Source organism: Streptomyces iconiensis (assembly GCF_028657195.3).
GTDB classification, from domain to species: domain Bacteria; phylum Actinomycetota; class Actinomycetes; order Streptomycetales; family Streptomycetaceae; genus Streptomyces; species Streptomyces iconiensis.
The window spans coordinates 14,134-35,889 of record NZ_JANCPR020000074.1; the positions used below are offsets into that span (position 1 = coordinate 14,134).

Below are 21,756 nucleotides of genomic sequence, written 5' to 3' on the forward strand. Positions count from 1 at the left end.
TGCCGGAGCGGAGCGCTGCCCCTGACCGGTACGCCCGCACGGACGCCGACACCGACACCGGGGCCGGGCGGCCAGGCAGGGGACCTCACGCACGAGTGGGCGCGTCACTGCTCACCCACGGGCGCCTGGCGGGCAAGGAACTCCTCGAACGCCGCCTTCTGCTTCGGATCCATGAAGCCCTGGCGGACGTTGCGGGCCTCCTCCTCAAGCCAGTGCGCCTCGTCGGGGTCCAGCAGCTCGGCGACGACAACGCCTTCGCGAGCGACCGCCGTTCGCCCGCCCACCCGACGACGAAAGAGCGTGAAAGCGCCGAACTCCGCCGGGTGGGCCAGTTCAGGCTCCTCCGCCGCAGCCAGGTCCTCGTCACCGGCGTCACTCGCCGGAAAGGCGGTGGGGGCCCAGTGCTCCCAGAGCGCCAGCGTGGCGGCGGGCACCAATACCGCGCGTTCCGCCCCCTTTCCCCCCTCCCACATGAACGTGACACCGACAGGCTCGCCGACCGCCTCAGCCAGTCCGAGCGCTCTCTCCATCTCGTCGTTGACCTGGTAAGCCACCACTACATCGGTCCTTATGCCCATGCCGCCCGAGGCTACTGGCCGCCTCTGACAACCAGGCCCGCAGCGCGCCCGCGGACCCTCAACCGGCCTGATGCGGCGCGGAGTTGCCGCTCCAGGTGCCGGGCGGGCGGAAAGAGAAGAAACGCGCGGCCAACCCGGACTGGACCGCAGCTTCGGCGGCGACACCGTCGAGACCGGCACCGAGGCACCCCGGCCCGCCACCACCGTCGGCCGGAACCCCGCGAAGGGCCGCCGCCACGGGCCGACCGCTCCGTGCCCTTCCCGACGGTGTCCATCCGCCGGACTCGGCGACCTCGCCGACCTCGGACCGCGTCAAGGACGCCGACTACCGTGTCGGCATGAACCAGCGAAGTGACGTGCCCACGTCCGCGATGAGTCCTGTCGACATCGGTTTCGGCGCCGCTGACGACCTTTCCCAGATCGTCGAGATCGTGAACTACACAGCGGCGAACTCGATCGCCACCTTCGCCACCCGGCCGACCAGCGTGGCCGAACGACGCGAATGGTTCGACCAGTTCGCCACGACCGGTCCCTACAAACTGCTCGTCGCCCGCCAGGACAACCAGGTTCTGGGCTACGCCTGCAGCCAGCGCTACCGGGACCACGAAGCCTTCCAGCAGACCGTCGAGGCAAGCATCGCGCTCCACGCGCAAAGCCGGGGCCGAGGCATCGGAACCTCGCTCTACCGCGCACTGTTCGACAGCCTCGCCGGCGAACCCGTTCACGTCACTCTCGCAGGCATAGCCATGCCCAATGACGCGTCCGTCGCACTGCACCGGAAATTCGGCTTCACGGAGGTCGGGGTCTTCAGCGAGTACGCCGTCAAGCATGGGCAGTACATCAGCTCACAGTGGATGCAGCGGCTGGCCTCGCCCCAGCACCAGTCGTAACGCCCGACCGCTGATCGCCAACCGCCGCTCGCCGACCGGAGGGACGCGACGCCGCAGGGCGGCCCCGCGAGAGGCGATACTCCACGGATGAGTTTGCATATGCGCCCCGCAAAACCCTCCGAAGCGGACGCGCTGAGCGCGCTGACGCGGCGGTCGAAGGGGTATTGGGGGTACGAGCCCTCTGTACTGGACCGGATGGGCGGGACGCCGGCGGTCGGGGTGGCGGAGATACGCGCCGGAGGCGTGGTGGTCGCGGAGCGGGACGGGACGGTGCTCGGGTACTACCAGGTGACGGGCACACCGCCGGACGGGGAGCTGGCTGACATGTTCCTCGAACCCGAGGCGATCGGGACCGGCTTGGGGCGCGCACTGTGGGAGCACGCCGTGGGCTGGGCACGGCTGGCGGGTTACCGGTCACTCCGTTGGGAGTCGGATCCGAACGCGGAGCCTTTCTACCTGCGTATGGGCGCCGAACGCATCGGTGAGCGCGAGGTCGCGCCCGGCCGGGTGCTACCCGCGATGCGGGTGACGCTCGGCGCGGCGCACGGACACGGCACAAGCGCGAGCGCCGCACCTCCCCCGCCCTGAGAGGCCCGCACCCGGCACACCTTCGGCATGCCCCGGCACTGCCCGGCACGACCGAGGCGCCCCCCATCGCCCGCCCGCCCGGTCCGGGGTACGCCTCGGGGCCCGGAAGCCGGCCGCGGCAGCTCAGGCGGTCATCACGCGCTGCGCCGATCCCGGATGCGCACGCGGGGGCGACGCCGACCGGCCGCATCCGGGGCCCAGCCCGTACGCGCGAGCCGTCCCCGCCGCCCCCCGGACGTCGCCGTCGTCGCTGCCCGGACGCCGTCTGCGCCGCACCCCGACGGCCCGTTCCGAACGAACCGTCCCGCCATTCCGAACGAACCGTCCCACTGAGCGGCATCACACTGTTTGCCCGGCGAGGTATTCCTGTTAGGAATACCTCGTCTCGCACGACAGTGTCGTCCCCAAGGAGGCCGGTCCCGGTGAAGTTCTCGATGATCTTTGAAGCGCAGATGGCGGATCCGTCCCGCGAACAGGAACGGCAGGTTCTCCAGGACTGTGTCGAACAGGCGGTGTACGCCGAGGAGATGGGGTTCGACCGGGTCTGGGCGGTCGAACACCACTCGCTGAAGCAGTACGCGCACATGTCGGCCTCGGAGATCTTCCTGACGTGGGTCGCGGCACGCACGGAGCGGATACGGATCGGGCACGGCGTGGTGACCATGCCGTTCGGATACCAGCACCCGGTGCGCGTGGCCGAGCGCGCGGCGATGCTCGACGTGCTCAGCGGAGGGCGCGTGGACATCGGCGCGGGGCGCGGGGCGACCAGGCAGGAGATGTCGATGTTCGGGGTGCGGTCCGAGGACACCTATCCGCAGATGGAGGAGGCGCTGCGGATCTTCTCCAGCGCCTGGCGCGAGGACGAGTTCGAGTGGCACGGCTCGCTGGACATCGGTCCTGGCGCCGTTCTGCCGAGGCCGGTCCAGGACCCGCACCCGCCGCTGTTCATGGCGTGCAGCAAGCACGACACGCTCAAGCTCGCCGCCGAACTCGGCATCGGCGCGCTGGTGATGGGCTTCGCCGGCGCCGACGACGTACGCGAGATGCGCAAGGTCTACGACGAGGCCATCGAGGCCCGTACGGGAGAACGCTTCGTCTCCGACCGGTCGAACGATCACCTCTCCGCGCTCTGCCCCACCGTCGTACTGGACGACGCCGACCTGGCGCTGCGGCTGGGCACGCGCGGCCAGCGCTTCTTCGCGGAGTCGATCGCCCACTGGTACGGGAACGCCCCGGCGCCCAAGGTCTACGCCGAGTCGATGGGCCACACCGAGCATGTCGCCGCGATGGCCAGGGACCGCGAGGAACTGGTCGCCAAGCTGCACGAGGCGAACATTCCCGCGCGCCCCGTGGACACCGGGACCTACAACGCGGAACACGCGTACGGGGACGCCGCCACCGCCGTCGACTATGTGCAGCAGCTCGCCGACATCGGCGTCGACGAGGTCATGTGCCTGATCCAGATGGGAACGGTGCCGCAGGAGGCGTGCATGGAGACCATCCGGCAGTGGGGCGAGACCGTGATCCCGCACTTCCGTTCGCAGGGCAAGTAGAGGAGGCTGACGCGCCATGACGGAACCACTCGCACCGTCGAACGCGAACCCGCTGGACCTCACGGGAAAGGTCGCGCTGGTGACCGGCGCCGCACAGGGGCAGGGCGCGGAGCACGCGCGTACGCTCGCCGCCGCCGGGGCCTCGGTCGTGCTGACGGACATCCAGGACGCGGACGGCGAGGCGCTCGCCGCCGAGGTGTGCGCGGCCAATGACCGTGCCGGAGGCCGTGCCGGAGGCCGTGCGGACGCGGCACTCTTCCTGCGGCACGACGTGTCCTCGGCCGCCGACTGGGAACGCGTCGTCGCCGCGGCCGTCGAGCGCTACGGGCGCCTCGACATCCTGGTCAACAACGCCGCGCTCTGGCACACGGCGCCCGTCGGTGAGGAGACGGAGGACCGGTTCCGCACGCTGCTGTCGGTCAACCTCGTCGGCCCCTTCCTCGGCATCCGCGCCGTACTCCCCGCGATGCGCGCGGCAGGCGGCGGCTCGGTCATCAACATCTCCTCCACCGCGGGCCTTACCGGCATCCCGGGCCACAGTGCCTACGGGGCAACGAAGTTCGGGCTGCGCGGCATGACGAAGTCCGCCGCACTGGACGTGGCAGCGGACGGGATACGGATCAACTCCGTACACCCCGGCATGATCGACACCCCGATGATCGCCGGAGTCACGGGCGGCGGCGAGGACGTGCGCGACCGCGCGTACCCGAATGTGCCGATGCGCCGCATCGGCACCCCCGACGACGTGGCGCGCCTGGTCCTGTTCCTCGCCTCGGACGCGTCGTCGTACGTGACCGGCGCGGAGTTCGCCGTCGACGGCGGGCTGGCGGCCCGGTGAGCCTCCCGCACCCGGCCAGGACCGCCGAGACCGCGCGTACGCACCAACTCACGCCCGCCGCGAGGGAGATCGTGGACGCGCTGACAGCGGCCTTCCCCGAGCTGACACCGGAAACGGACGTGGAGGCGGTGCGCCGGGCCACCTCGCAGCCGCCCAGGGAGGGGCGGGAGCCGGTCTCCGTGGTGGACAGGACCGTTCCGGGCGCGGCGTCGGGCACGGAGATCCCGGTACGGCTGTACCGCTCGCCCGCCCCCGGCCCGCACCACTCGCCCACGCCCGCGCCCGTCCTTCTCTTCTTCCACGGCGGCGGCTTCGTCCTGTGCGGGCTGGACTCTCATGACGGCCTGTGCCGCGAACTGGCCGTGCGGACAGGCGCGTTGGTGGTCTCCGTCGGGTACCGCCTCGCCCCCGAGCACCCCGCTCCGGCAGCCGCCGAGGACGCGTACGCGGCGCTGCGCTGGGCGGCGGAGCGGGCGCGTGAGGAGGGCGGGGATCCCGCGCGTATCGCCGTCGCGGGGGACAGCGCGGGAGGCAACCTGGCGACCGCCGCCTGTCTCCTGGCCGGGGAACGGGGCCGCCCCATGCCCGTGGCGCAGTTCCTCGCGTACCCGGCGCTCGATCCGCGCCTGGGCTCGGCCTCGATGCGCGAGTTCGGCGACCCCGGTGATCACTTCCTCACCACGGCGCACATGCGCTGGTACTGGTCGCACTACCTGAGCGGTGCGCCGCCCGTGCCGCACACGGCTCCCGCGCTGGCACCGGCGGAGGCGCTGGCCGGACTGCCGCCCGCCTATGTGCTGCTGCCTGACTGCGATCCGCTCCGTGACGAGGGCCGCGCCTACGCCGCTCGGCTCCCGCAGGCCGAGGTGCGCGCCGCACCGGGAATGTTCCACGGGTTCCTGGGCTTCGGCGCGCTGCTGCCGGAGGCGGAGACGGCGCTTGCGGGTGCGGCGGAGTGGTTGCGTAACCGGCTCTCCGTATAGCCCTCCGCCCTGCCCTTTATGTGCGGTTTGCGCCGATTCGCTCCTTCTCGTAACGTCGTAGAACGGACCACCCGGAGGCCCTGTGGCCGGGCCCGGACCCAAGACGGGGCCCGCCCCCGGTGCGTATTGAGGGCCCTCCTCGACGTGCCCCTGCTGAGGCATCCGTACCGACGTATCCGCGCCGCACGTGCCCGTACCGAGGAGGACGCCCTCGTGAACTACGTGACCACCCGTGACGGGACCCAGCTCTTCTACAAGGACTGGGGCAGCGGGCGCCCCGTCGTCTTCATCCACGGCTGGCCGCTGAACGCGGACGCCTGGGAGGACCAGATGAAGCACGTCGCGGACAACGGCTTCCGCGGCATCGCACACGACCGGCGCGGCCACGGGCGCTCCAGCCAGCCCTGGTCGGGATACGACTTCGACACGTTCGCCGACGACCTCAACGCCCTGCTCACACACCTGGACCTGCGTGACGTCACCCTGGTGGCGCACTCCATGGGCGGCGGCGAGCTGGCCCGCTACATCGGACGCCACGGCAGCGGGCGCGTGGCGTCGGCCGTGCTGCTGTCCGCGATTCCACCGCTGATGATCCGGACGGAAGACAACCCGGAGGGCGTACCGGCCGAGGTGTTCGAGGACATCAAGAGCAGCATGCGCAGGGAGCGTTCGCAGCATTGGAGGGACACGGCCGAGGGGTTCTTCGGCGCCAACAGGGAGGGAAACACGGTCACTCAGGGAAACAAGGACGCGTTCTGGTTCATGGCGATGCACGAGTCCCTGGAGGCCGGGATCGCGTGTGTGGACGCGTTCGCGCGCACCGACTTCCACGAGGACCTGAAGAAGTTCGACATGCCGACCCTCGTCATCCACGGCGACGACGACCAGATCGTGCCGATCGACGCCACGGGCCGCAAGACGGCACGACTCGTACCCGGCGCCACCCTCAAGGTCTACGAGGGCGGCTCCCACGGCATCGGACTCGTACCCGGCCACAAGGAGCGGTTCAACCAGGACCTGCTGGCCTTCCTCCAGAGATGAGGGCACCTCGCCCGGTAGGGCCCGAGGTGACCCGCCGACGTGGCATCAGGAGCCGGCGGGTTCGGCGGCCTTCCCCACCAGCAGCTCGTCGCGGAGTGCGGCGAGCTGTCCGGCTCCGAGCTTCAGCCCCTTCTTGAGGTAGCCGTCGAAGGAGCCGTACTCGGCGCGCACGGCGGCGAAGGCGGAGTCGAGGTACTCCTTCCGCACGGCGAGCATCGGCTTGTACGCACCGTGCTGGGAGGCGGGCAGGTGGTGGAGCGCCTGCTCGTTGTAGCCGGTGAGGTAGGCGCTGGAGGCGAGGTAGTCGCGGGTGACGGTGGAGCGGGGCACGCCGAGCGCCGTGAGCAGCGCGGCCGACGCCCAGCCCGTACGGTCCTTGCCTGCCGTGCAGTGGTAGAGCGCGGCCTCGCCGCTCGGCCGGGTGACATCGGCGAAGAGGCGGCGGTACGCGTCGCGCCCCGTCCGCTCGGTGACGAAGTCGCGGTATGAGCCGAGCATGAGGGAACGCGCGTGGCGGGCCGAGGTGGGAGGCGTGTTGGCGATGGTTCTGCCGTCGCCGAGCACGTTCAGACGGCGCAGATCCGCGTCCTTGTGCAGCACGTCGGGCTGCCGCTTCGCCTCACTCGTGGCCCGCAGGTCGAGTACGGGCGCGATGCCGAGCCGCTTCAGCCTGTCCCGGTCGGCGGCGGTGAGGCGGTCGAGGCCGGCCGAGCGGTAGACCTTGCCCATACGCACCCAGCGCCCGTCGGCCGTGCGGTGACCGCCCGCGTCACGGAAGTTGGGCGCCGAGGCCAGATGCAGCGAACGGTCGGCGAGCCGCAGCTCCCGCCCCTCGTCAGGCACCAGCCGGAACCACCGCCTGTCCACCTTCCCCTTCACCCGTACGGTGACCTTCCCCCGCCCGTCCCCGCGCGCGACGGCCTGGCGCACGCGCTCTCCGGCCCCCTCGCCCCCGGCACCCTCTTCGCCCCCTTTCCTTCCTTCCCCTCCTTCCGCGTAAATCCGGACCCGCTCGGCACCGGGCGCCGACCAGCGCACGGTGTAGCGCCCGTCCCTGTGGTCGCTCACCGAGGCGGAGACGAACGGGACGACCCCTTCCGCCACCCCGTGCCCCTCCTCTCCCGACGCGCACCCCACCCCGCAGGCGACCAGCACGCAGACCCCGACGGCCGCCCCAACCCGCTTGAAACCACGCGCACTTGACCCGCCCTGCCGCCCACTCGTCAGTCTCATGCCGTGAACGTAGAAACCCGCCCACGCGCGCGACACCCACCGACCCACTGACCGGGACAACGGCGCACCGCCGTACCGGACAGCCTGCCGGGGCGCGGCGCCGGGGCTCAGCCGCCCGAACCAGGGACCCGTCCACGGAACCGGAAGGTCAGCGGCGCCGCAGCGAGGGGGCGACCAGCGCCGGCCTGGCGTGCGCGCACAGGACGGGGCAGCGCAGGCGTGAGTGGTCGGCGGGTTGGCGCTCTGCCATCATGGGCAAGCGGAGCCTCGCTCCGGAAACGATAAGGAGCGACGTTCCGCTCGGCAGGTCCCGCGGCGATGGAAGGAGTGGCACGGTGAACGACGGCGACGAGGGCGCGGGGCAGGAGCCCCGGCCCAAACGGGCGGACGCGCGGCGCAACGAGGAGACCCTGCTCAACGCGGCGGCCACGGTCTTCCTCACCTCGGGCGTGGAAGCGCCGGTACGCGACATCGCGGCCGAAGCCGGCGTCGGCATGGGCACGATCTACCGCCACTTCCCCACCCGCGCCGACCTCATCATCGCCGTCTACCGGCACCAGGTGGAGCGCCTCGCCGAGTCCGGCCCCGCCCTGCTGGAGACCAGCGCGACCCCGCACGCCGCACTGGGCGAATGGATCGACCTCTTCGTCGACTTCCTGGTCACCAAGCACGGCCTCGCCGGAGTACTGCAGTCCGACAACGCCGGCTTCGAGACGCTCCACGCCTACTTCCTCGACCGCCTCGTACCCGTGTGCACCCAACTCCTCGACGCCGCTGCCGAATCCGGTGAGATCCGCTCCGATCTCCAGGCATACGAGCTGATGCGCGGCGTCGGAAACCTGTGCATCGGCGCCGACAGCGATTCCCTCTACGACGCACGCCGCCTGGTCGAACTCCTCGTCGCAGGACTGCGCCAACCCCGCTGACCCACGCAAGGCGACGCACCACCGGCCGGACCATCATCCAGGTCAGCGACGCGGCCGAGGCGTCTGACGGCACACCCACTCATCCGCCCCCTGCCCTCTGCCCTCTACTCCTGACCCCCTGCCCCTGCTCCGGAGCGAGGGTTCATACGCCCGTCGTGGAGCCAGGGCGGATGATCATGAGGACGACGACCACGGCCCAGAGAAGGTTGAACGCACCGGTGAGCCCCGCCAGCCGGGCCACCGACGCACGCGCCACGGACGAAGGCACATCGAGCAGCCGGCTCTGCGCGGGGAGTATGGCGAGAGCCAGAAGCGCGGCGGCGGCTGCCGTCAGGATCAGCGAGGCGATCAGCCAGGCATCCGTGAGCACGCCGAGTTGGGCGCCGGTGGCCAGCCCCAGAACGGGGACGGCGACCCCGACGACGGCGTAGGCGCGGCAGATGCGGTGAAGCAACGCGGCGCCTGCCGCGGCCCGTTCGCTCGCGGGCCGCCCACCGGATGCCGAGCCGGACACGTGGCCGGTCGCAGGGCCGGTCGCAGGGCCGGAGACCGCGGCGTGACCCGCCAACTGGCGGGCATAGCGCGGGAACATCGAGGCGGCGACGGCGATCGGACCGACCGCGAGGATCGCAGCGAGGACATGCAGGGACAGCAGCAGCTTGGTCACCGGTGCTCCAGAGCGAAGAATAAGTTGGCTGCCAATAGATAGCACGGCTACATGTTCATGTGTAGGCTGCCTACCTATGAAGACAGACGCGGTGCGAGGGCACCTCGACGGGTTGCTGCTGGCGGTGCTCGAACCGGGACCGCTGCACGGATACGCGGTCATCACCGCGGTCCAGGACCGCAGCGGCGGCGTACTGGAACTGCGTACGGGCACGATCTATCCGGCGCTCAACCGGCTGGAGCGGCTCGGGCTGCTGCACAGCAAGTGGGAGTCCGTCGGTGAACGGCGGCGCCGATGCTACGAACTCACCGACGCGGGACAGCGCATGCTGGCGGGCGAACGGACGGCATGGCAGGAGTTCACCACCGCGATCGGCTCCGTACTGAACCCGGACACAGCCCCCGCAGCGACCAGGCCCGCCACATGAGCGCCGACGGGAACGCGGCCGGGAAACCGGCGCCCGCCGACCCCATCGAGAGCCACGTGGCAGCACTGGATGCCACGCTCCACGGGCCGGTGCGCCTCAAGGCGCGGATGATGGCCGAGGTACGCGAGGGCCTCACGGACGCGACCGCCGCGCGTACGGCCGGGGGCATGCCCTCCGAGCACGCCGCGCGGGAAGCGGTACGGGAGTTCGGGACGGCGAAGGAGCTGGCGCCCGGCTTCCAGCGCGAGTTGACCGTGGCGCAGACCCGGCACACCGCCAGGGCCGTCGCGCTCACGGCACCGTTCCTGATCATCTGCTGGCTGCTGATCTGGACGAGCGACCACGGGCCCGGGTGGCAACAACCGGGCGCCGCACGCCTGTTGACGCTCCCGCTCGCCGTCGTAGCCGTCGCCGCAGCTGGGGCAGCGGCGGCAGCGCTGCTCGGCCTCGCGGCACTGGCGGCCACCGGCACCCTCGCCAGACGGCTGCCCACACCGCGCCGGCTGCCCGCGGCCGTCGCGTGGTCCGGCACGGCGGTCGGCATCGCCATGGCGCTCGCCACCCTCACCCTCGGCGTGACCTCCGCCCTCACCGCCGACTGGCCCCTGCTCGCATGCGCCGGCGCACTCACAGCCGCCTCACACGGCGTGGTCGCCACCTCAGCCCGCACCTGCCGCCGCTGCGCCCGCCTACCGGCCCGGTAAGGACACGGGAAGCCCTACCCGCACCCCGTAACACACCCGCAGGGGCACCCCGGAGAAGCGCACAACTAGGCGCACAGCTGGTCGCCCAACTGGGCGGGCACCGCTAGGCGCCCGTCACATCCGCTTCGTCGTCAGGCACCCAGCGCAGCACATCCCCTGGCTGGCACCCCAAGGTGCGGCAGATCGCGTCCAGCGTCGTGAACCGCACCGCCTTCGCGCGGCCGTTCTTCAGTACGGCGACATTGGCGGGCGTGATGCCGACGGCGGCGGCGAACTCGCCGACCGACATCCGGTGTTTGGCGAGTTGGACGTCGAGGTCGACGACGATCGCCATCAGACCACCTCGGCCATCTCGGTCTCCAGGTCCGTCGCCTTGCGCAAGAGGCTCCGCAGTATGACGGTCAGCATCGCGAACGCCACTCCCGCACCGACACACGCCGTCGCGGCAACCAAGGCACTGACGACATCCATGCCGTCGTCGGGCGAGGGAATACTGGCCAGGCCCAGATGCCCCATGACCCCGGCCGCCAGCAGCGTCGCCACGACCGAGGAGCCGATGATGACGTCGACCCACCGGAAGGCGCGCGCCGTGAAGATCGCGCCGCGTTCGACCATGGCGAGCAGCATCCACACCGCGACGAGCAGCACCTGGACGCAGGCGACGCCGAGGATCGCCACCGTCACGTAAGGGACTTCGTACGGGGCGTAGGGAGGGAAGCGCTCGACCTCGTCGGCCGCGGTCGTGGGGATGACGACGATCTGACCGAAGAGGCCGAGCAGGATCGCGGCGGCGATACCGGCACGGAGTACCACGATGAAGAGTCGATGCATATATCGATTATCAATCGCTTCCGATCGAGATTCAATCGATTCCGGCAGGCGTCAGGTGGGGAAGAACAGCTCAGCCTGGCGGCTCGCGCCGGGTCGGCGGGTGCCTGGCCGGTGTTTCCCCGGTGGACGGGCTCATTCGCCGGACGCCGCCTCCCCCTGCACGGCCGGGAAGCGGCCTCCCGCGAGGACTGCCTGGTGGCAGGCGGCGGGGGTTCCCCAGGCATCGTGGAGGGCGCGGGCCTTACGGAGGTGCAGTGTGAGGTCGTACTCGTCGGTGTATCCCAGTGCCCCGTGGACCTGAAGTGCCGTGCGGGCCGCCTGGTGTGCGGCGCGGGAACAGGCGGCCTTGGCTGCGGGCAGGTCACGCGGGTCCGTGGCGTCGCCGGGTCCGCCGGCGCTCCCCTCGGCCGGCCCCGGGCCCCCGGGCTGCGCGCGGACCGCCAACGCGGCGCCGTGCAGGAGGGGTTCAGCGAACTCCAGCGCGATGGCGACCGTCGCCAACTGGTGCTTGACGGCCTGGAACGAACCGATCTGCCGCCCGAACTGCGTACGCCGGCCCGCGTATTCGACGCTCCCGTCCAGCAGCGCGCGCCCCGCACCGAGTGCCTGCGCGGCGGTGAGGAGCGTGGCGAGCGAGCGCAGCCGTGCGGCGTCTCCTGGCACGGGCTCGCCGGACTCGACCGGCGTGGCGGGCTCGCAGCGTACGAGGTGGCGGGTGGGGTCGATCGAGGGGAGCGGCCCACCTTCGGGTACGGCCATGTGCAGCGCCGGGCCTTCGGTCACGAACGCCGCGTCGGCCAGATACCCGTCCACGGCGTACGGGCCCGCCGGATCGGTGACGGTCACGAGAAGGTCGCCGGTCAGGATCCGGGGCAGCCAGGGGCCCGCCGTGTCCCCACCGCGCGGGTCGGCGCCCAGCGCGGCGGCCAGCGCGACCGTCTCCACGAGGGGCCCGGGGGCGGCGGCGCGGCCGATCTCCACGAAGGCTGCGGCGAGTTCGGACGGGTACCAGCCCATACCGCCCCGTTCCTCCGGCACGGCGAGCGCGGGCAGCCCGGTGTCGGCGAGCGCGCGCCACAGCTCGCGCCCCGGCCCCTGGTCACCCGCCGCCCACGCGCGGGCGGCCTTCGCCGGCTCGGCGTCGGCGAGCAGGCGGCGCACGGTGGCCGCGTACGTACGGTGGTCCTCGTCGGGCAGAAAGCGCATGGCGTCCTCAGCGTCCCCTCGGCAGGCCGAGCACGCGCTCGGCGACTATGTCGCGCTGGATCTCGTTGGTGCCCGCGTAGACGGGCCCGGCCAGCGCGAAGATCCAGCCGTCCATCCACGCGGACTCGGGCAGGCCCTCGGTGACCTCGGACGTGCCGGGGCCGAGGAGGTCGAGCGCGGTCTCATGCAGGTCGATGTCCAGTTCGGACCAGAAGACCTTGTTCATGGACGACGCGAAGGGCGACGCCGTGCCACCGGCACCCGGCGAGGAATCCGCGGAGGCCACCGAGGTCCCCGAGCCCCCGGGCCGGGACCCGGACCCGGATGCGGACCCGGCCGGGTCGGCCGAGGCCGCCGCGTAGCCCGCGAGTTGGTAGGCCCTGGCCCGTATCCACGCGTCGGCGACGCGGTCGCGGCTGTCTGCGGGTTCCTGCCGTGAGCGCCACAGGTGGATCAGGCGGTCGGCTGAGGCGGTGAAGCGGCCCGGCGAGCGCAGCGTCACCCCCCGTTCGTTGCCCGCCGTCGACATGGCGGCCCGCCAGCCCTGGCCCACCTCTCCGATCACATCGGCGTCCGGCACGAAGACCTGGTCGAGGAAGAGTTCGGCGAAGGCGGGTTTCCCGTCCAGCCGACCGATGGGCCGTACCGTGACGCCTTCGGCGTCCAGCGGGAACATCAGGTAGCTGAGCCCCCTGTGCCGCTCCTGCTCCCGGTCCGTACGGAAGAGCCCGAACGCGCGGTCGGCGAAGGCGGCGCGCGAGGACCACGTCTTCTGCCCGCTCAACAGCCAGCCCCCGCCGTGCCGTTCGGTCCGCTCGGCGCGCGAGCGCAGTGAGGCGAGGTCGGACCCCGCCTCGGGCTCCGACCACGCCTGCGCCCAGATCGTCTCGCCCGACGCCATCGGGGGCAGGACGCGTGCGAGCTGTTCCTCGTCGCCGTGGGCGAAGAGGGTGGGCGCGAGCAGGTTGATGCCGTTCTGGCTGACGCGTCCCGGCGCTTGCGCCGCGTAGTACTCCTCCTCGAAGATCAGCCACTCGGTGAGCGTGGCGTCCCTGCCGCCGTACGCGCGCGGCCAGGAGACCACCGACCAGCCGCCGTCGTACAGGACGCGTTCCCACTCCCGGTGCGCGGCGAAGCCCTCCGCCGTCTCCAGGGACGGCAGCGGCCTGGCCGGTACGTGCGCCGCGAGCCAGGCGCGTGCCTCCTCGCGGAATGCGTGTTCGGACGCGGTGAATTCCAGGTCCACGGTCAGCCCCTCTCGCCCGCGGCACGCCGCCCGGCGTCCCGCATCGACCTCGCGTTCATGCCGCCCAGTGGGTCGGCCGCTGTCTCCCCGTTGTGCGCGTGTGCCACATGGTGCAACCCGAACACCGAGTCGAGCCCGCTGTGAAGTCCCATGAGGTCCTCGGCCTGGTTGACGGCGCGCTTGGTGAGCGCGAGCCCGAAGCGGGGCATCTCGGCGATACGGGTCGCCAACCGCTCTGCCTCCGCCGCGAGTTGGTCGCGGGGCACGACCCGGTTGACCATGCCGACCTCGTAGGCGCGGCGTGCGGTCATACGGTCGCCCGTGTACAGGAACTCCTTGGCGATGCGCGGCCCCATCACCCAGGGATGCGCGAAGTACTCGACGCCGGGGATGCCCATCCGTACGACGGGGTCGGCGAAGAAGGCGTCCTCGCTCGCCACGATCAGGTCGCACACCCACGCGAGCATCAGCCCTCCGGCCACGCAGGCACCCTGCACGGCGCACACCACCGGCTTGGGCAGTTCGCGCCAGCGGCGGCACATGCCGAGGTAGACCTCGGACTCGCGTGCGTACCGTGACTCGGCGCCCTCCTTGCCCACGTGGTCCCACCACAGGCCCGCGGTGCGCGGAAAGGAGAGGTGCGCGTCGCGCTCCGGGGTGCCGATGTCGTGTCCGGCGCTGAAGTGCGCGCCGGCACCCGCGAGAACGACGGCGCGCACCTCGTCGTCGTCGGCCGCGCGCTGGAGCGCGGCGTCGAGCGCGTACGTCATGGCGGAGTTCTGCGCGTTGCGGTACTCGGGCCTGTTGAGCGTGACACGGGCGAGCGGGCCGCTCCGCTCGTACATCACGACGTCGGCGTCCGCCGCCGTCCCGGATTCCCCGGGACCGGTGTGCCCGGAACCGGATTCCCTGGGACCGGTGTGCCCGGTGTCCGGCAACTCGCCGGACGCGCCGGGCCCGTCCGCCTCGTCGTCGCTCATGGCTCGGCTCCTCACACTCTTCTCGGGCTCTTCCCTAACAAGTGTTTGGTAGATTAGCTTGAGCCCCGACAGCACGTCGAGAGGGGAGCGCGAGCACGTGGACGACGACTTCCGCGGCGCGGACGACAGCTTCCGCGCCGAGGTGCGCGAGTGGCTGCACTCCGCGCTGACCGGCGACTTCGCAGCCGTACGCGGCCTCGGCGGGCCCGGCCGTGAGCACGAGGCTTTCCCCGAACGCCTCGCCTGGGAACGGCACATGGCGGCGGCGGGCTGGACCTGCGTCGGCTGGCCCGAGGAACACGGAGGGCGCGGCGCGAGCCTCGCCCAACAGGTGGTGTTCCACGAGGAGTACGCACGCGCCGACGCCCCGGCCCGCGTCAACCACATCGGTGAACAGCTCCTCGGGCCCACCCTCATCGCCTTCGGCACCGAGGCTCAGCGAGCACGCTTCCTCCCGCCCATCCGCGAGGTGCGCGAGCTGTGGTGCCAGGGCTACAGCGAGCCGGAGGCCGGCAGCGACCTCGCCAACGTACGTACGCGCGCCCGGCTCCACGGCGGCCGGTGGCGCGTCGACGGCCAGAAGGTGTGGACCTCGCTCGCGCACGAGTCCGACTGGTGCTTCGTCCTCGCCCGCACCGAGGAGGGCTCGGCCCGGCACAGTGGCCTGTCGTACCTCCTCGTGCCGCTGCGGCAGGACGGCGTGACCGTCAGACCCCTGCGGCAGCTCACCGGGACGAGCGAGTTCAACGAGGTCTTCTTCGACGGGGCACTGGCCGACGCCGCACACGTCGTGGGGGCTCCGGGAGACGGCTGGCGGATCGCCATGGCCACCCTCGGCTTCGAGCGGGGCGTCTCCACGCTGGGCCAACAGGTCGGATTCGAGCGCGAGTTGAGCCGCCTGACCGAACTCGCCGCCGGTACGGGAGCGCTGGATGACCCACTCCTGCGCGAACGCCTCGCACGCGCCTGGGAGGGCCTGGAGCTGATCCGGCTGGGCGCCCTGCGCTCGCTCGCCGGGCCCGAAGAGGGCGCGGCCGGGCCCGGGGCCTCCATCGGCAAGCTCGTATGGGCCACCTGGCACCGCGAGCTGGGAGAGCTGGCGATGGCCGTACGCGGGGCCGTGGGGCTGGTCGCACCCGAGGGGACACCGGGCGGGCTCGACGAGTGGCAGCGCCTCTTCCTCTTCTCCCGCTCCGACACGATCTACGCCGGCTCCAACGAGATCCAGCGCAATGTCATCGCCGAACGCGTGCTCGGGCTCCCCAAGGAACCCGTCGGTCCGAAGACACCCGTCAGTCCGAAGGAACCCGCCTGAGCGCGCCGAACCGACCGGAGGTCCCCATGACCGGCGCACCACCACCCCCTTACACGCCCCCGCACGCTCTGCTCGCCGGCCGCGCCGTGGTCGTCACAGCGGCGGCCGGCAGCGGTATCGGCGGCGCGACCGCACGCCGTGTGCTGGAGGAAGGTGCGGACGGTGTCGTCATCGGCGACACCCATGAGCGGCGCCTGAAGGAGACGGCCGCTTCGCTCGCGCGGGACTTCGGCGCCGAGCGCGTGGGCTCCGTACGGTGCGACGTCACCTCGGAGACCGATGTGACAGCGCTGCTTGAGGCGTGCACGGACCGGTACGGCCGGATCGACGTCATGGTCAACAACGCGGGCCTCGGCGGCACGTGCGACCTCGTGGAGATGACGGACGAGCAGTGGGCGAAGGTCATCGACGTGACGCTGAACGGCACATTCCGCTGCACCCGCGCCGCACTGCGCGCGATGCGCGCACAGGAGGGAACAGGCGGCGTGATCGTCAACAACGCCTCCGTCGTCGGCTGGCGTGCCCAGCGAGGGCAGGCGCACTACGCGGCAGCCAAGGCCGGCGTGATGGCGCTGACCCGGTGTGCGGCGCTGGAGGCGGCTGAGTACGGGGTACGGATCAACGCCGTCGCGCCGAGCCTCGCCATGCACCCGAACCTTGTGAAGGTCACCACGCCCGAGCTGCTGCGGGAGCTGACGGAGCGCGAGGCGTTCGGCCGGTACGCGGAGCCGTGGGAGGTCGCGAACGTGATCGTGTTCCTGGCCAGCGACTACTCCTCGTACATGACGGGCGAGGCGGTCTCCGTGAGCAGCCAGCACCCCTGACCACGGAAGCCGACGGCGGAGAATGGACCACATGGTGACCCCGAAGCACGCGCCCGCGCGGAACCCGAAGGAAGCGCCCGCGCAGAAGAAGACCGCGACCGGCACCGACCGCCGTGCCGAACTGCTGGCGACCGCGGCCGAGGTGTTCGCCGAGCTGGGATACAACGCGACGACCGTACGGAAGATCGCGGACCGCGCCGGGATGCTCGCGGGCAGCCTCTACTACCACTTCGACTCCAAGGAGTCGATGGCCGACGACATCCTGAGCGCCTTCCTCACCGACCTGTGGGAGGGGTACCAGCGGATCGAGGAGGCCGAGCTGTCGCCGCGTGCGACGTTCGAAGGGCTGGTCACCGAGTCGTTCCGGCAGATGGAGCGGCACCGCCCGGCCGTGGTGATCTACCAGAAGGAGGCCAGGCGCCTGTCGGCCGAGCCGCGCTTCGCGTACCTCGCCGCCTCGCAGCAGCGCTTCCAGAAACTGTGGACGCGCACGCTGGAGCGCGGAGTCGAGGACGGCAGTTTCCGCGCGGGTCTGGACATCCCCGTGGCCTACCGCTTCGTGCGCGACTCCGTCTGGGTCGCGGCCATCTGGTACCGGCCCGAGGGCCGCAAGAACGCGGCGGAGATCGCGGAGCAGTACACGGCGATGGTCCTCGACGGCCTCGCCGCACAGGACGGGAGCGGGCAGCAGAGCCGGCCGGCACGGAAGCCGGCGAAGCACGGCACACCGAAGCCGAGCAAGCACGGCTGATACCGAAACCGGCCAAGCACGGCTGACACCGAAGCACAGCTGACACTGAGGAGCGTGAGCGCGATGCCGCGCGGCGAAGCGTACATAGTCGGAGCAGTCAGGTCCCCCGTCGGCAAGCGGGGCGGTTCCCTCTCCGCCGTCCACCCGGCCGACCTGGGCGCGCACGCGCTGCGGGCGCTGATGGAGCGTACAGAGGTGGACCCGGAGGCCGTCGAGGACGTGGTGTTCGGCTGCCTGGACACGGTCGGACCGCAGGCGGGCGACATCGCCCGTACGGCGTGGCTGGCCGCCGGGCTGCCCGAGGCGGTACCCGGCGTGACGGTCGACCGCCAGTGCGGCTCCTCGCAGCAGGCCGTGCACTTCGCGGCACAGGCCGTGATGTCGGGCACCAGCGACCTGGTGGTCGCCGGCGGCGTACAGAACATGTCGCAGATCCCCATCGCCTACGCCAGCCGTCAGGCGGGCGAGGCGCTCGGCCTGACCGAGGGCCCCTACCAGGGCTCGGAGGGCTGGCGTGCCCGGTACGGAGACGCGCCGGTCAACCAGTTCCACGGCGCCGAGATGATCGCCCGGCAGTGGGACATCGGCCGCGAGGACATGGAACGCTGGGCGCTGCGCTCGCACGAACGTGCCGTACGCGCCACCGACGAGGGGCACTTCGCGCGGGAGATCGCGCCCTACGGTGCGTTCGCCGCCGACGAGGGGCCACGGCGCGGCACGAGCCTGGAGAAGATGGCCGGCCTCGATCCCCTGGTGGAGGACGGGCGGCTGACCGCCGCCGTCTCCTCCCAGATCTCCGACGCCTCCTCCGCCATGCTGCTGGCCTCCGAGGAGGCCGTACGCACCCACAACCTCACTCCGCGCGCCCGCGTCCACCATCTGTCCGTACGCGCCGAGGACCCCATCCGCATGCTGTCGGCCCCGATCCCCGCGACCGAACACGCCCTGAAGCGGGCCGGGATGACCCTCGACGACATCGACCTGGTCGAGATCAACGAGGCGTTCGCCTCGGTGGTCCTCGCCTGGCTCCAGGACACCGGCTGCGACCCCGCCAAGGTCAACGTCAACGGCGGTGCGATCGCCCTCGGTCATCCGCTCGGCGCGACCGGCGTCCGCCTGATGACCACCCTTCTCCATGAGCTGGAGCGCACCGGCGGGCGGTACGGGCTCCAGACCATGTGCGAGGGAGGCGGGCAGGCGAACGTCACCATCCTCGAACGGTTGTGACTCGCGTCAGCCCCGCGCGTGTTACGCGGACCGGGGTGCCGCTGCGGATGCGGTTGCCCTCGGTCCGTGAACCGGGGTGCCCCTGTCCGTAGTTCGCGGACTGCGAGTGCCTTGTGGCTTGTCGCGCCCGCGCGGCGGAGCCGCATATATACACAGTCCCGCGCCCCTCACACAGGCCCGGCTCTCAGATCATCGTGTCGTGCACGTCCAAGCCCAGGGCGCCTCGGCCGAAGAGGGTGAGGGCTCGTTCGGGGTCGTTGGCCACGTGGCCGCGGCCTGTGTGGACGTCGCGCCAGTAACGCTGGAGGGGGTGGGCGTGGCGCATGGCGTTGCCGCCGGCGTTCTCGACCATGAGGTCGGTGGAGGAGACGGCGCGTTCCGTGCCGAGTACCTGGTCGCGACGCACGCGGAGGCGCAGTTCCAGGGGGAGTTCCTCGCCGCGCACGGCGTGCCCGTACATCTCCTCGACGTTCCGCTCGATCTGGAGCCACGCGGCGTCCACGTCGCTGGCCGCGCGGGCGATACGGACGTGCGCGAAGGGGTCCTCGACGACCTTCTGGCCGTACGAGACGCGGAAGCGCTCCCTGGTGACGTCGATGTACGTCTGGTAGGCCCCTTCGGCGACGCCCAGGAGGGGCACGGTGACGGTGGTGGTGAACAGGCCGCCGAACGGCAGCTTGTAGACCGGTTCCGGGTTGACCGCATGCCCGGGGCAGTCGAGGGCCAGGGCGTGCGCGTACGCGAGTGAGCGGTGCTCGGGCACGAAGACGGGCTCGTCGATGACGATGTCGTGCGAGCCCGTGGCGCGCAGGCCCTGGGTGTCCCAGTTGGGCTCGATGCGGTACACCGTGCGGGGCACCAGGTAGGTGCGCGCGTCCACCGCGCCGTCCTCGCCGAACGTCATGCCGCCCAGGAACGCCCAGTCGGCGTGCTCGCACCCGGACGAGAACGCCCAGCGCCCCGACATCAGAAAGCCGCCGTCAACGGCCTCCACCTTCCCGGTCGGCGCGTACGAGGACGAGATACGCGTGCCCGGATCCGCGCCCCACACGTCCTGCTGCGCCTGCTCGGGGAAGAGCGCGAGCTGCCAGTTGTGCACCCCGATCACCGAGGAGATCCACCCGGTGGAACCGCACGCCCTGGCCACGGCCTTGATGGCGGTGTAGTGGTGCGCCGGATGGGCGGCCAGTCCGCCGAACCTGGTCGGTTGCAGCAGCCGGAACAGCCCGGCGTCGGCCAGTTCGCGCACCGACTCCTCCGGCACCTTCCCCGCCCGCTCGGCGCCCTCGGCCCGCTCACCCAGCACCGGCACGAGATCCCGTACGGCCTCGACCACCTTCGCCGCCCCGGCCTCGTCCGCCACTCCACCCACGCCTACGGCCACGCCGCCCACACTCCCTCGCACGCTCGTATCCCCCGACAAGGAACCGAACGTACGAGCGCCCCGGTGCTCGCGGCACCGGGGCGTCTCACTGGCCGGGAGAACACCGGCGAGCGGGCACGCCCCGCTCAGAACTCGGCGGTGTCCAACTCGAACCCCAACGGATCGGGCAGCGCGATCCTCTTGCCGAGCGGCACGATGGCGGTCTGCGTGTACTTCTCGCCCTCCGGATCGGTGCGCGGTGGGCCTACTGCGCGCCGTAGACCGGTTCGGGGTCGGGGGACTTGGTGAGGAGGTCGCGGATGGTGGGGTCGAGTTCCTCCGGGGTCCAGCGGGCGCCCTTGTCGGCCTGGGCCGCGCGGCGCCAGCCGTCCATGACGGTGATGCGGCCCGCCTCGGCCTCGAAGACGCGGCCCGTGACGCCGTGCGAGGCGTCGGAGCCGAGGTAGACGACGAGGGGTGAGACGTTCTCGGGTGCCATGGCGTCGAAGGCACCGTCGGAGGGGGCCGCCATGTCCTCGGCGAAGGTCTGCTCGGTCATCCGGGTGCGTGCGGCCGGCGCGATGGCGTTGACCTGCACGCCGTAGCGTCCGAACTCCGCTGCCGCGACCAGGGTGAGCGCCGCTATGCCCGCCTTGGCCGCCGCGTAGTTGCCCTGCCCGACGGCGCCCAGCAGACCGGCGCCCGATGAGGTGTTGACGACGCGGGCGCGCGGCGCGCGGCCCGCCTTGGACTCGGAGCGCCAGTGCGCTGCGGCGTGCTTCATGGGCAGGAAGTGGCCCTTGAGGTGGACGCGGATGACGGCGTCCCAGTCGTCCTCGTCGAGGTTGACGAGCATCCGGTCGCGCAGGAAGCCCGCGTTGTTGACGAGCGTGTCGAGGCGGCCGAAGCGGTCGAGCGCCGTGCGGACGAGGTTCGCGGCGCCGTCCATGTCGGCGATGTCGTCCGTGGAGACGACCGCCTCGCCTCCCGAAGCGCGGATCTCTCCGGCCACTTGAGCGGCGGGCGTGTCCTCGTACGCCGCACCGTCGAGCCCGACGCCCAGGTCGTTGACGACGACTCTGGCGCCCGCGCGGGCGAACGCGAGCGCGTGCGCGCGGCCCAGCCCACGGCCGGCGCCGGTGACGATGACGACGCGGCCTTCCGCGAGGGGGCGGCCCTGCGCGAGGGAGGTGTGCTGCTCGGTCATGGTGGCCTCCGCTGAGAGGGGGGGTTCAGGACTTGTTGACGTTCGCGGCGTGCAGGAAGGAGGGGCGTTCACCGCCGCCGTGCACGGCGAGGGAGGCGCCGGAGACATAGCGCGCGCGGTCCGATGCGAGGAACACGCAGGCGTCGCCGACCTCCTCGGGCTCGGCGAGCCGCCCCAGGGGCACCGTCGCACCGACGGCGGCGACACCGGCCTCGTCGCCGTAGTGCAGTTCGGTCAGCTCCGTGCGTGCCATACCCAGCACGACGGTGTTGACGCGTACACCGTCCTGCGCCCACTCCATGGCCATGGAGGCCGCCAGGTTCTCCAGGCCCGCCTTCGCCGCACCGTAGGCCGCCGTACCGGGTGAGGGGCGGCTGC

The 21,756-nt window shown here is 71.5% G+C and carries 24 protein-coding genes; 13 read left to right on the plus strand and 11 right to left on the minus strand.

Features of this window, described 5'->3' with window-relative positions:
* Positions 1-104: 104 nt before the first annotated feature.
* The gene (locus tag NMN56_RS40340; RefSeq protein ID WP_274040685.1) at positions 105-578 is read right to left on the minus strand and encodes a hypothetical protein; all 474 of its coding nucleotides are present in this window, start codon (positions 576-578) and stop codon (positions 105-107) included.
* 338 nt (positions 579-916) lie between these two features.
* Between NMN56_RS40340 and NMN56_RS40345 the strand changes: the two genes are divergently transcribed.
* The 6 genes from NMN56_RS40345 (at position 917) to NMN56_RS40370 (ending at position 6,471) form a co-directional block, all read left to right on the plus strand.
* Positions 917-1,468 carry a GNAT family N-acetyltransferase gene (locus NMN56_RS40345; protein WP_274040686.1) on the plus strand — a complete coding sequence of 184 codons (552 nt, stop codon included), beginning with the start codon at positions 917-919 and terminating at the stop codon, positions 1,466-1,468.
* An 87-nt stretch (positions 1,469-1,555) separates the two neighbouring features.
* Positions 1,556-2,056 carry a GNAT family N-acetyltransferase gene (locus NMN56_RS40350; protein ID WP_280842661.1) on the plus strand — a complete coding sequence of 167 codons (501 nt, stop codon included), beginning with the start codon at positions 1,556-1,558 and terminating at the stop codon, positions 2,054-2,056.
* A 422-nt stretch (positions 2,057-2,478) separates the two neighbouring features.
* A complete protein-coding gene (locus tag NMN56_RS40355) occupies positions 2,479-3,609 on the plus strand; it encodes an LLM class flavin-dependent oxidoreductase (protein ID WP_274040688.1) in 1,131 nt (376 codons plus the stop codon).
* Positions 3,610-3,625: 16 nt separating this feature from the next.
* Complete coding sequence (locus NMN56_RS40360; protein WP_274040689.1) at positions 3,626-4,447, plus strand: SDR family NAD(P)-dependent oxidoreductase; 822 nt, start codon at positions 3,626-3,628, stop codon at positions 4,445-4,447.
* Positions 4,444-5,430, plus strand: a complete 987-nt coding sequence (locus tag NMN56_RS40365; RefSeq protein WP_274040690.1) for an alpha/beta hydrolase — start codon at positions 4,444-4,446, stop codon at positions 5,428-5,430. Before NMN56_RS40360 ends, NMN56_RS40365 begins: the two co-directional genes overlap by 4 nt.
* Before the next feature lie 213 nt (positions 5,431-5,643).
* On the plus strand, positions 5,644-6,471 hold the full coding sequence (locus NMN56_RS40370; RefSeq protein WP_274041065.1) for an alpha/beta fold hydrolase: 828 nt from the start codon (positions 5,644-5,646) through the stop codon (positions 6,469-6,471).
* A gap of 45 nt (positions 6,472-6,516) precedes the next feature.
* Here NMN56_RS40370 and NMN56_RS40375 read toward each other — a convergent pair whose 3' ends face one another.
* Positions 6,517-7,575, minus strand: coding sequence for a tyrosine-protein phosphatase (locus NMN56_RS40375; protein WP_280842662.1), 1,059 nt, complete (start codon positions 7,573-7,575; stop codon positions 6,517-6,519).
* A 464-nt stretch (positions 7,576-8,039) separates the two neighbouring features.
* Here NMN56_RS40375 and NMN56_RS40380 point away from each other — a divergent pair, with 464 nt between their 5' ends.
* Entirely contained in the window at positions 8,040-8,630 is a 591-nt protein-coding gene (locus NMN56_RS40380) for a TetR/AcrR family transcriptional regulator (RefSeq protein WP_274040693.1), read from the plus strand.
* 142 nt (positions 8,631-8,772) lie between these two features.
* Here NMN56_RS40380 and NMN56_RS40385 read toward each other — a convergent pair whose 3' ends face one another.
* The gene (locus tag NMN56_RS40385) at positions 8,773-9,297 is read right to left on the minus strand and encodes a hypothetical protein (protein WP_274041066.1); all 525 of its coding nucleotides are present in this window, start codon (positions 9,295-9,297) and stop codon (positions 8,773-8,775) included.
* Positions 9,298-9,373: 76 nt separating this feature from the next.
* On the opposite strand from NMN56_RS40385, the gene NMN56_RS40390 reads away from it, so the two are divergent.
* Complete coding sequence (locus tag NMN56_RS40390; RefSeq protein ID WP_274040694.1) at positions 9,374-9,724, plus strand: PadR family transcriptional regulator; 351 nt, start codon at positions 9,374-9,376, stop codon at positions 9,722-9,724.
* Entirely contained in the window at positions 9,721-10,428 is a 708-nt protein-coding gene (locus NMN56_RS40395) for a permease prefix domain 1-containing protein (protein WP_274040695.1), read from the plus strand. Before NMN56_RS40390 ends, NMN56_RS40395 begins: the two co-directional genes overlap by 4 nt.
* A 103-nt stretch (positions 10,429-10,531) precedes the next feature.
* Here the strand turns inward: NMN56_RS40395 and NMN56_RS40400 are convergent, their stop codons facing one another.
* From NMN56_RS40400 to NMN56_RS40420, 5 genes are all read right to left on the minus strand, one after another.
* Complete coding sequence (locus NMN56_RS40400) at positions 10,532-10,762, minus strand: helix-turn-helix domain-containing protein (protein ID WP_274040696.1); 231 nt, start codon at positions 10,760-10,762, stop codon at positions 10,532-10,534.
* Positions 10,762-11,259 carry a DUF2975 domain-containing protein gene (locus tag NMN56_RS40405; RefSeq protein WP_274040697.1) on the minus strand — a complete coding sequence of 166 codons (498 nt, stop codon included), beginning with the start codon at positions 11,257-11,259 and terminating at the stop codon, positions 10,762-10,764. The genes NMN56_RS40400 and NMN56_RS40405 overlap by 1 nt, the downstream gene beginning before the upstream one ends.
* Positions 11,260-11,391: 132 nt before the next feature.
* Entirely contained in the window at positions 11,392-12,465 is a 1,074-nt protein-coding gene (locus NMN56_RS40410) for an acyl-CoA dehydrogenase family protein (RefSeq protein WP_274040698.1), read from the minus strand.
* A gap of 7 nt (positions 12,466-12,472) precedes the next feature.
* Positions 12,473-13,711, minus strand: a complete 1,239-nt coding sequence (locus tag NMN56_RS40415; RefSeq protein WP_274040699.1) for an acyl-CoA dehydrogenase family protein — start codon at positions 13,709-13,711, stop codon at positions 12,473-12,475.
* A gap of 2 nt (positions 13,712-13,713) precedes the next feature.
* Complete coding sequence (locus NMN56_RS40420) at positions 13,714-14,691, minus strand: enoyl-CoA hydratase (protein WP_274040700.1); 978 nt, start codon at positions 14,689-14,691, stop codon at positions 13,714-13,716.
* 97 nt (positions 14,692-14,788) lie between these two features.
* On the opposite strand from NMN56_RS40420, the gene NMN56_RS40425 reads away from it, so the two are divergent.
* The 4 genes from NMN56_RS40425 (at position 14,789) to NMN56_RS40440 (ending at position 18,808) form a co-directional block, all read left to right on the plus strand.
* On the plus strand, positions 14,789-16,006 hold the full coding sequence (locus NMN56_RS40425; RefSeq protein WP_274040701.1) for an acyl-CoA dehydrogenase family protein: 1,218 nt from the start codon (positions 14,789-14,791) through the stop codon (positions 16,004-16,006).
* A gap of 26 nt (positions 16,007-16,032) precedes the next feature.
* Positions 16,033-16,830 carry an SDR family oxidoreductase gene (locus NMN56_RS40430; protein WP_274040702.1) on the plus strand — a complete coding sequence of 266 codons (798 nt, stop codon included), beginning with the start codon at positions 16,033-16,035 and terminating at the stop codon, positions 16,828-16,830.
* Between the two features lie 31 nt (positions 16,831-16,861).
* Positions 16,862-17,581: a TetR/AcrR family transcriptional regulator gene (locus NMN56_RS40435; protein ID WP_274040703.1), complete on the plus strand. Its 720-nt coding sequence runs from the start codon at positions 16,862-16,864 to the stop codon at positions 17,579-17,581.
* Positions 17,582-17,644: 63 nt separating this feature from the next.
* Positions 17,645-18,808 (plus strand): acetyl-CoA C-acetyltransferase, encoded by a 1,164-nt coding sequence (locus NMN56_RS40440; protein WP_274041067.1) that lies wholly within the window; start codon positions 17,645-17,647, stop codon positions 18,806-18,808.
* A 184-nt stretch (positions 18,809-18,992) separates the two neighbouring features.
* Here the strand turns inward: NMN56_RS40440 and hsaA are convergent, their stop codons facing one another.
* The 3 genes from hsaA to NMN56_RS40455 form a co-directional block, all read right to left on the minus strand.
* Entirely contained in the window at positions 18,993-20,192 is a 1,200-nt protein-coding gene (gene hsaA / locus NMN56_RS40445; protein ID WP_274040704.1) for a 3-hydroxy-9,10-secoandrosta-1,3,5(10)-triene-9,17-dione monooxygenase oxygenase subunit, read from the minus strand.
* Between the two features lie 244 nt (positions 20,193-20,436).
* Positions 20,437-21,378 carry an SDR family oxidoreductase gene (locus tag NMN56_RS40450; RefSeq protein ID WP_274040705.1) on the minus strand — a complete coding sequence of 314 codons (942 nt, stop codon included), beginning with the start codon at positions 21,376-21,378 and terminating at the stop codon, positions 20,437-20,439.
* 25 nt (positions 21,379-21,403) lie between these two features.
* Positions 21,404-21,756: SDR family oxidoreductase (locus tag NMN56_RS40455; protein WP_283742561.1), on the minus strand; the 353-nt coding region annotated here is incomplete at its 5' end.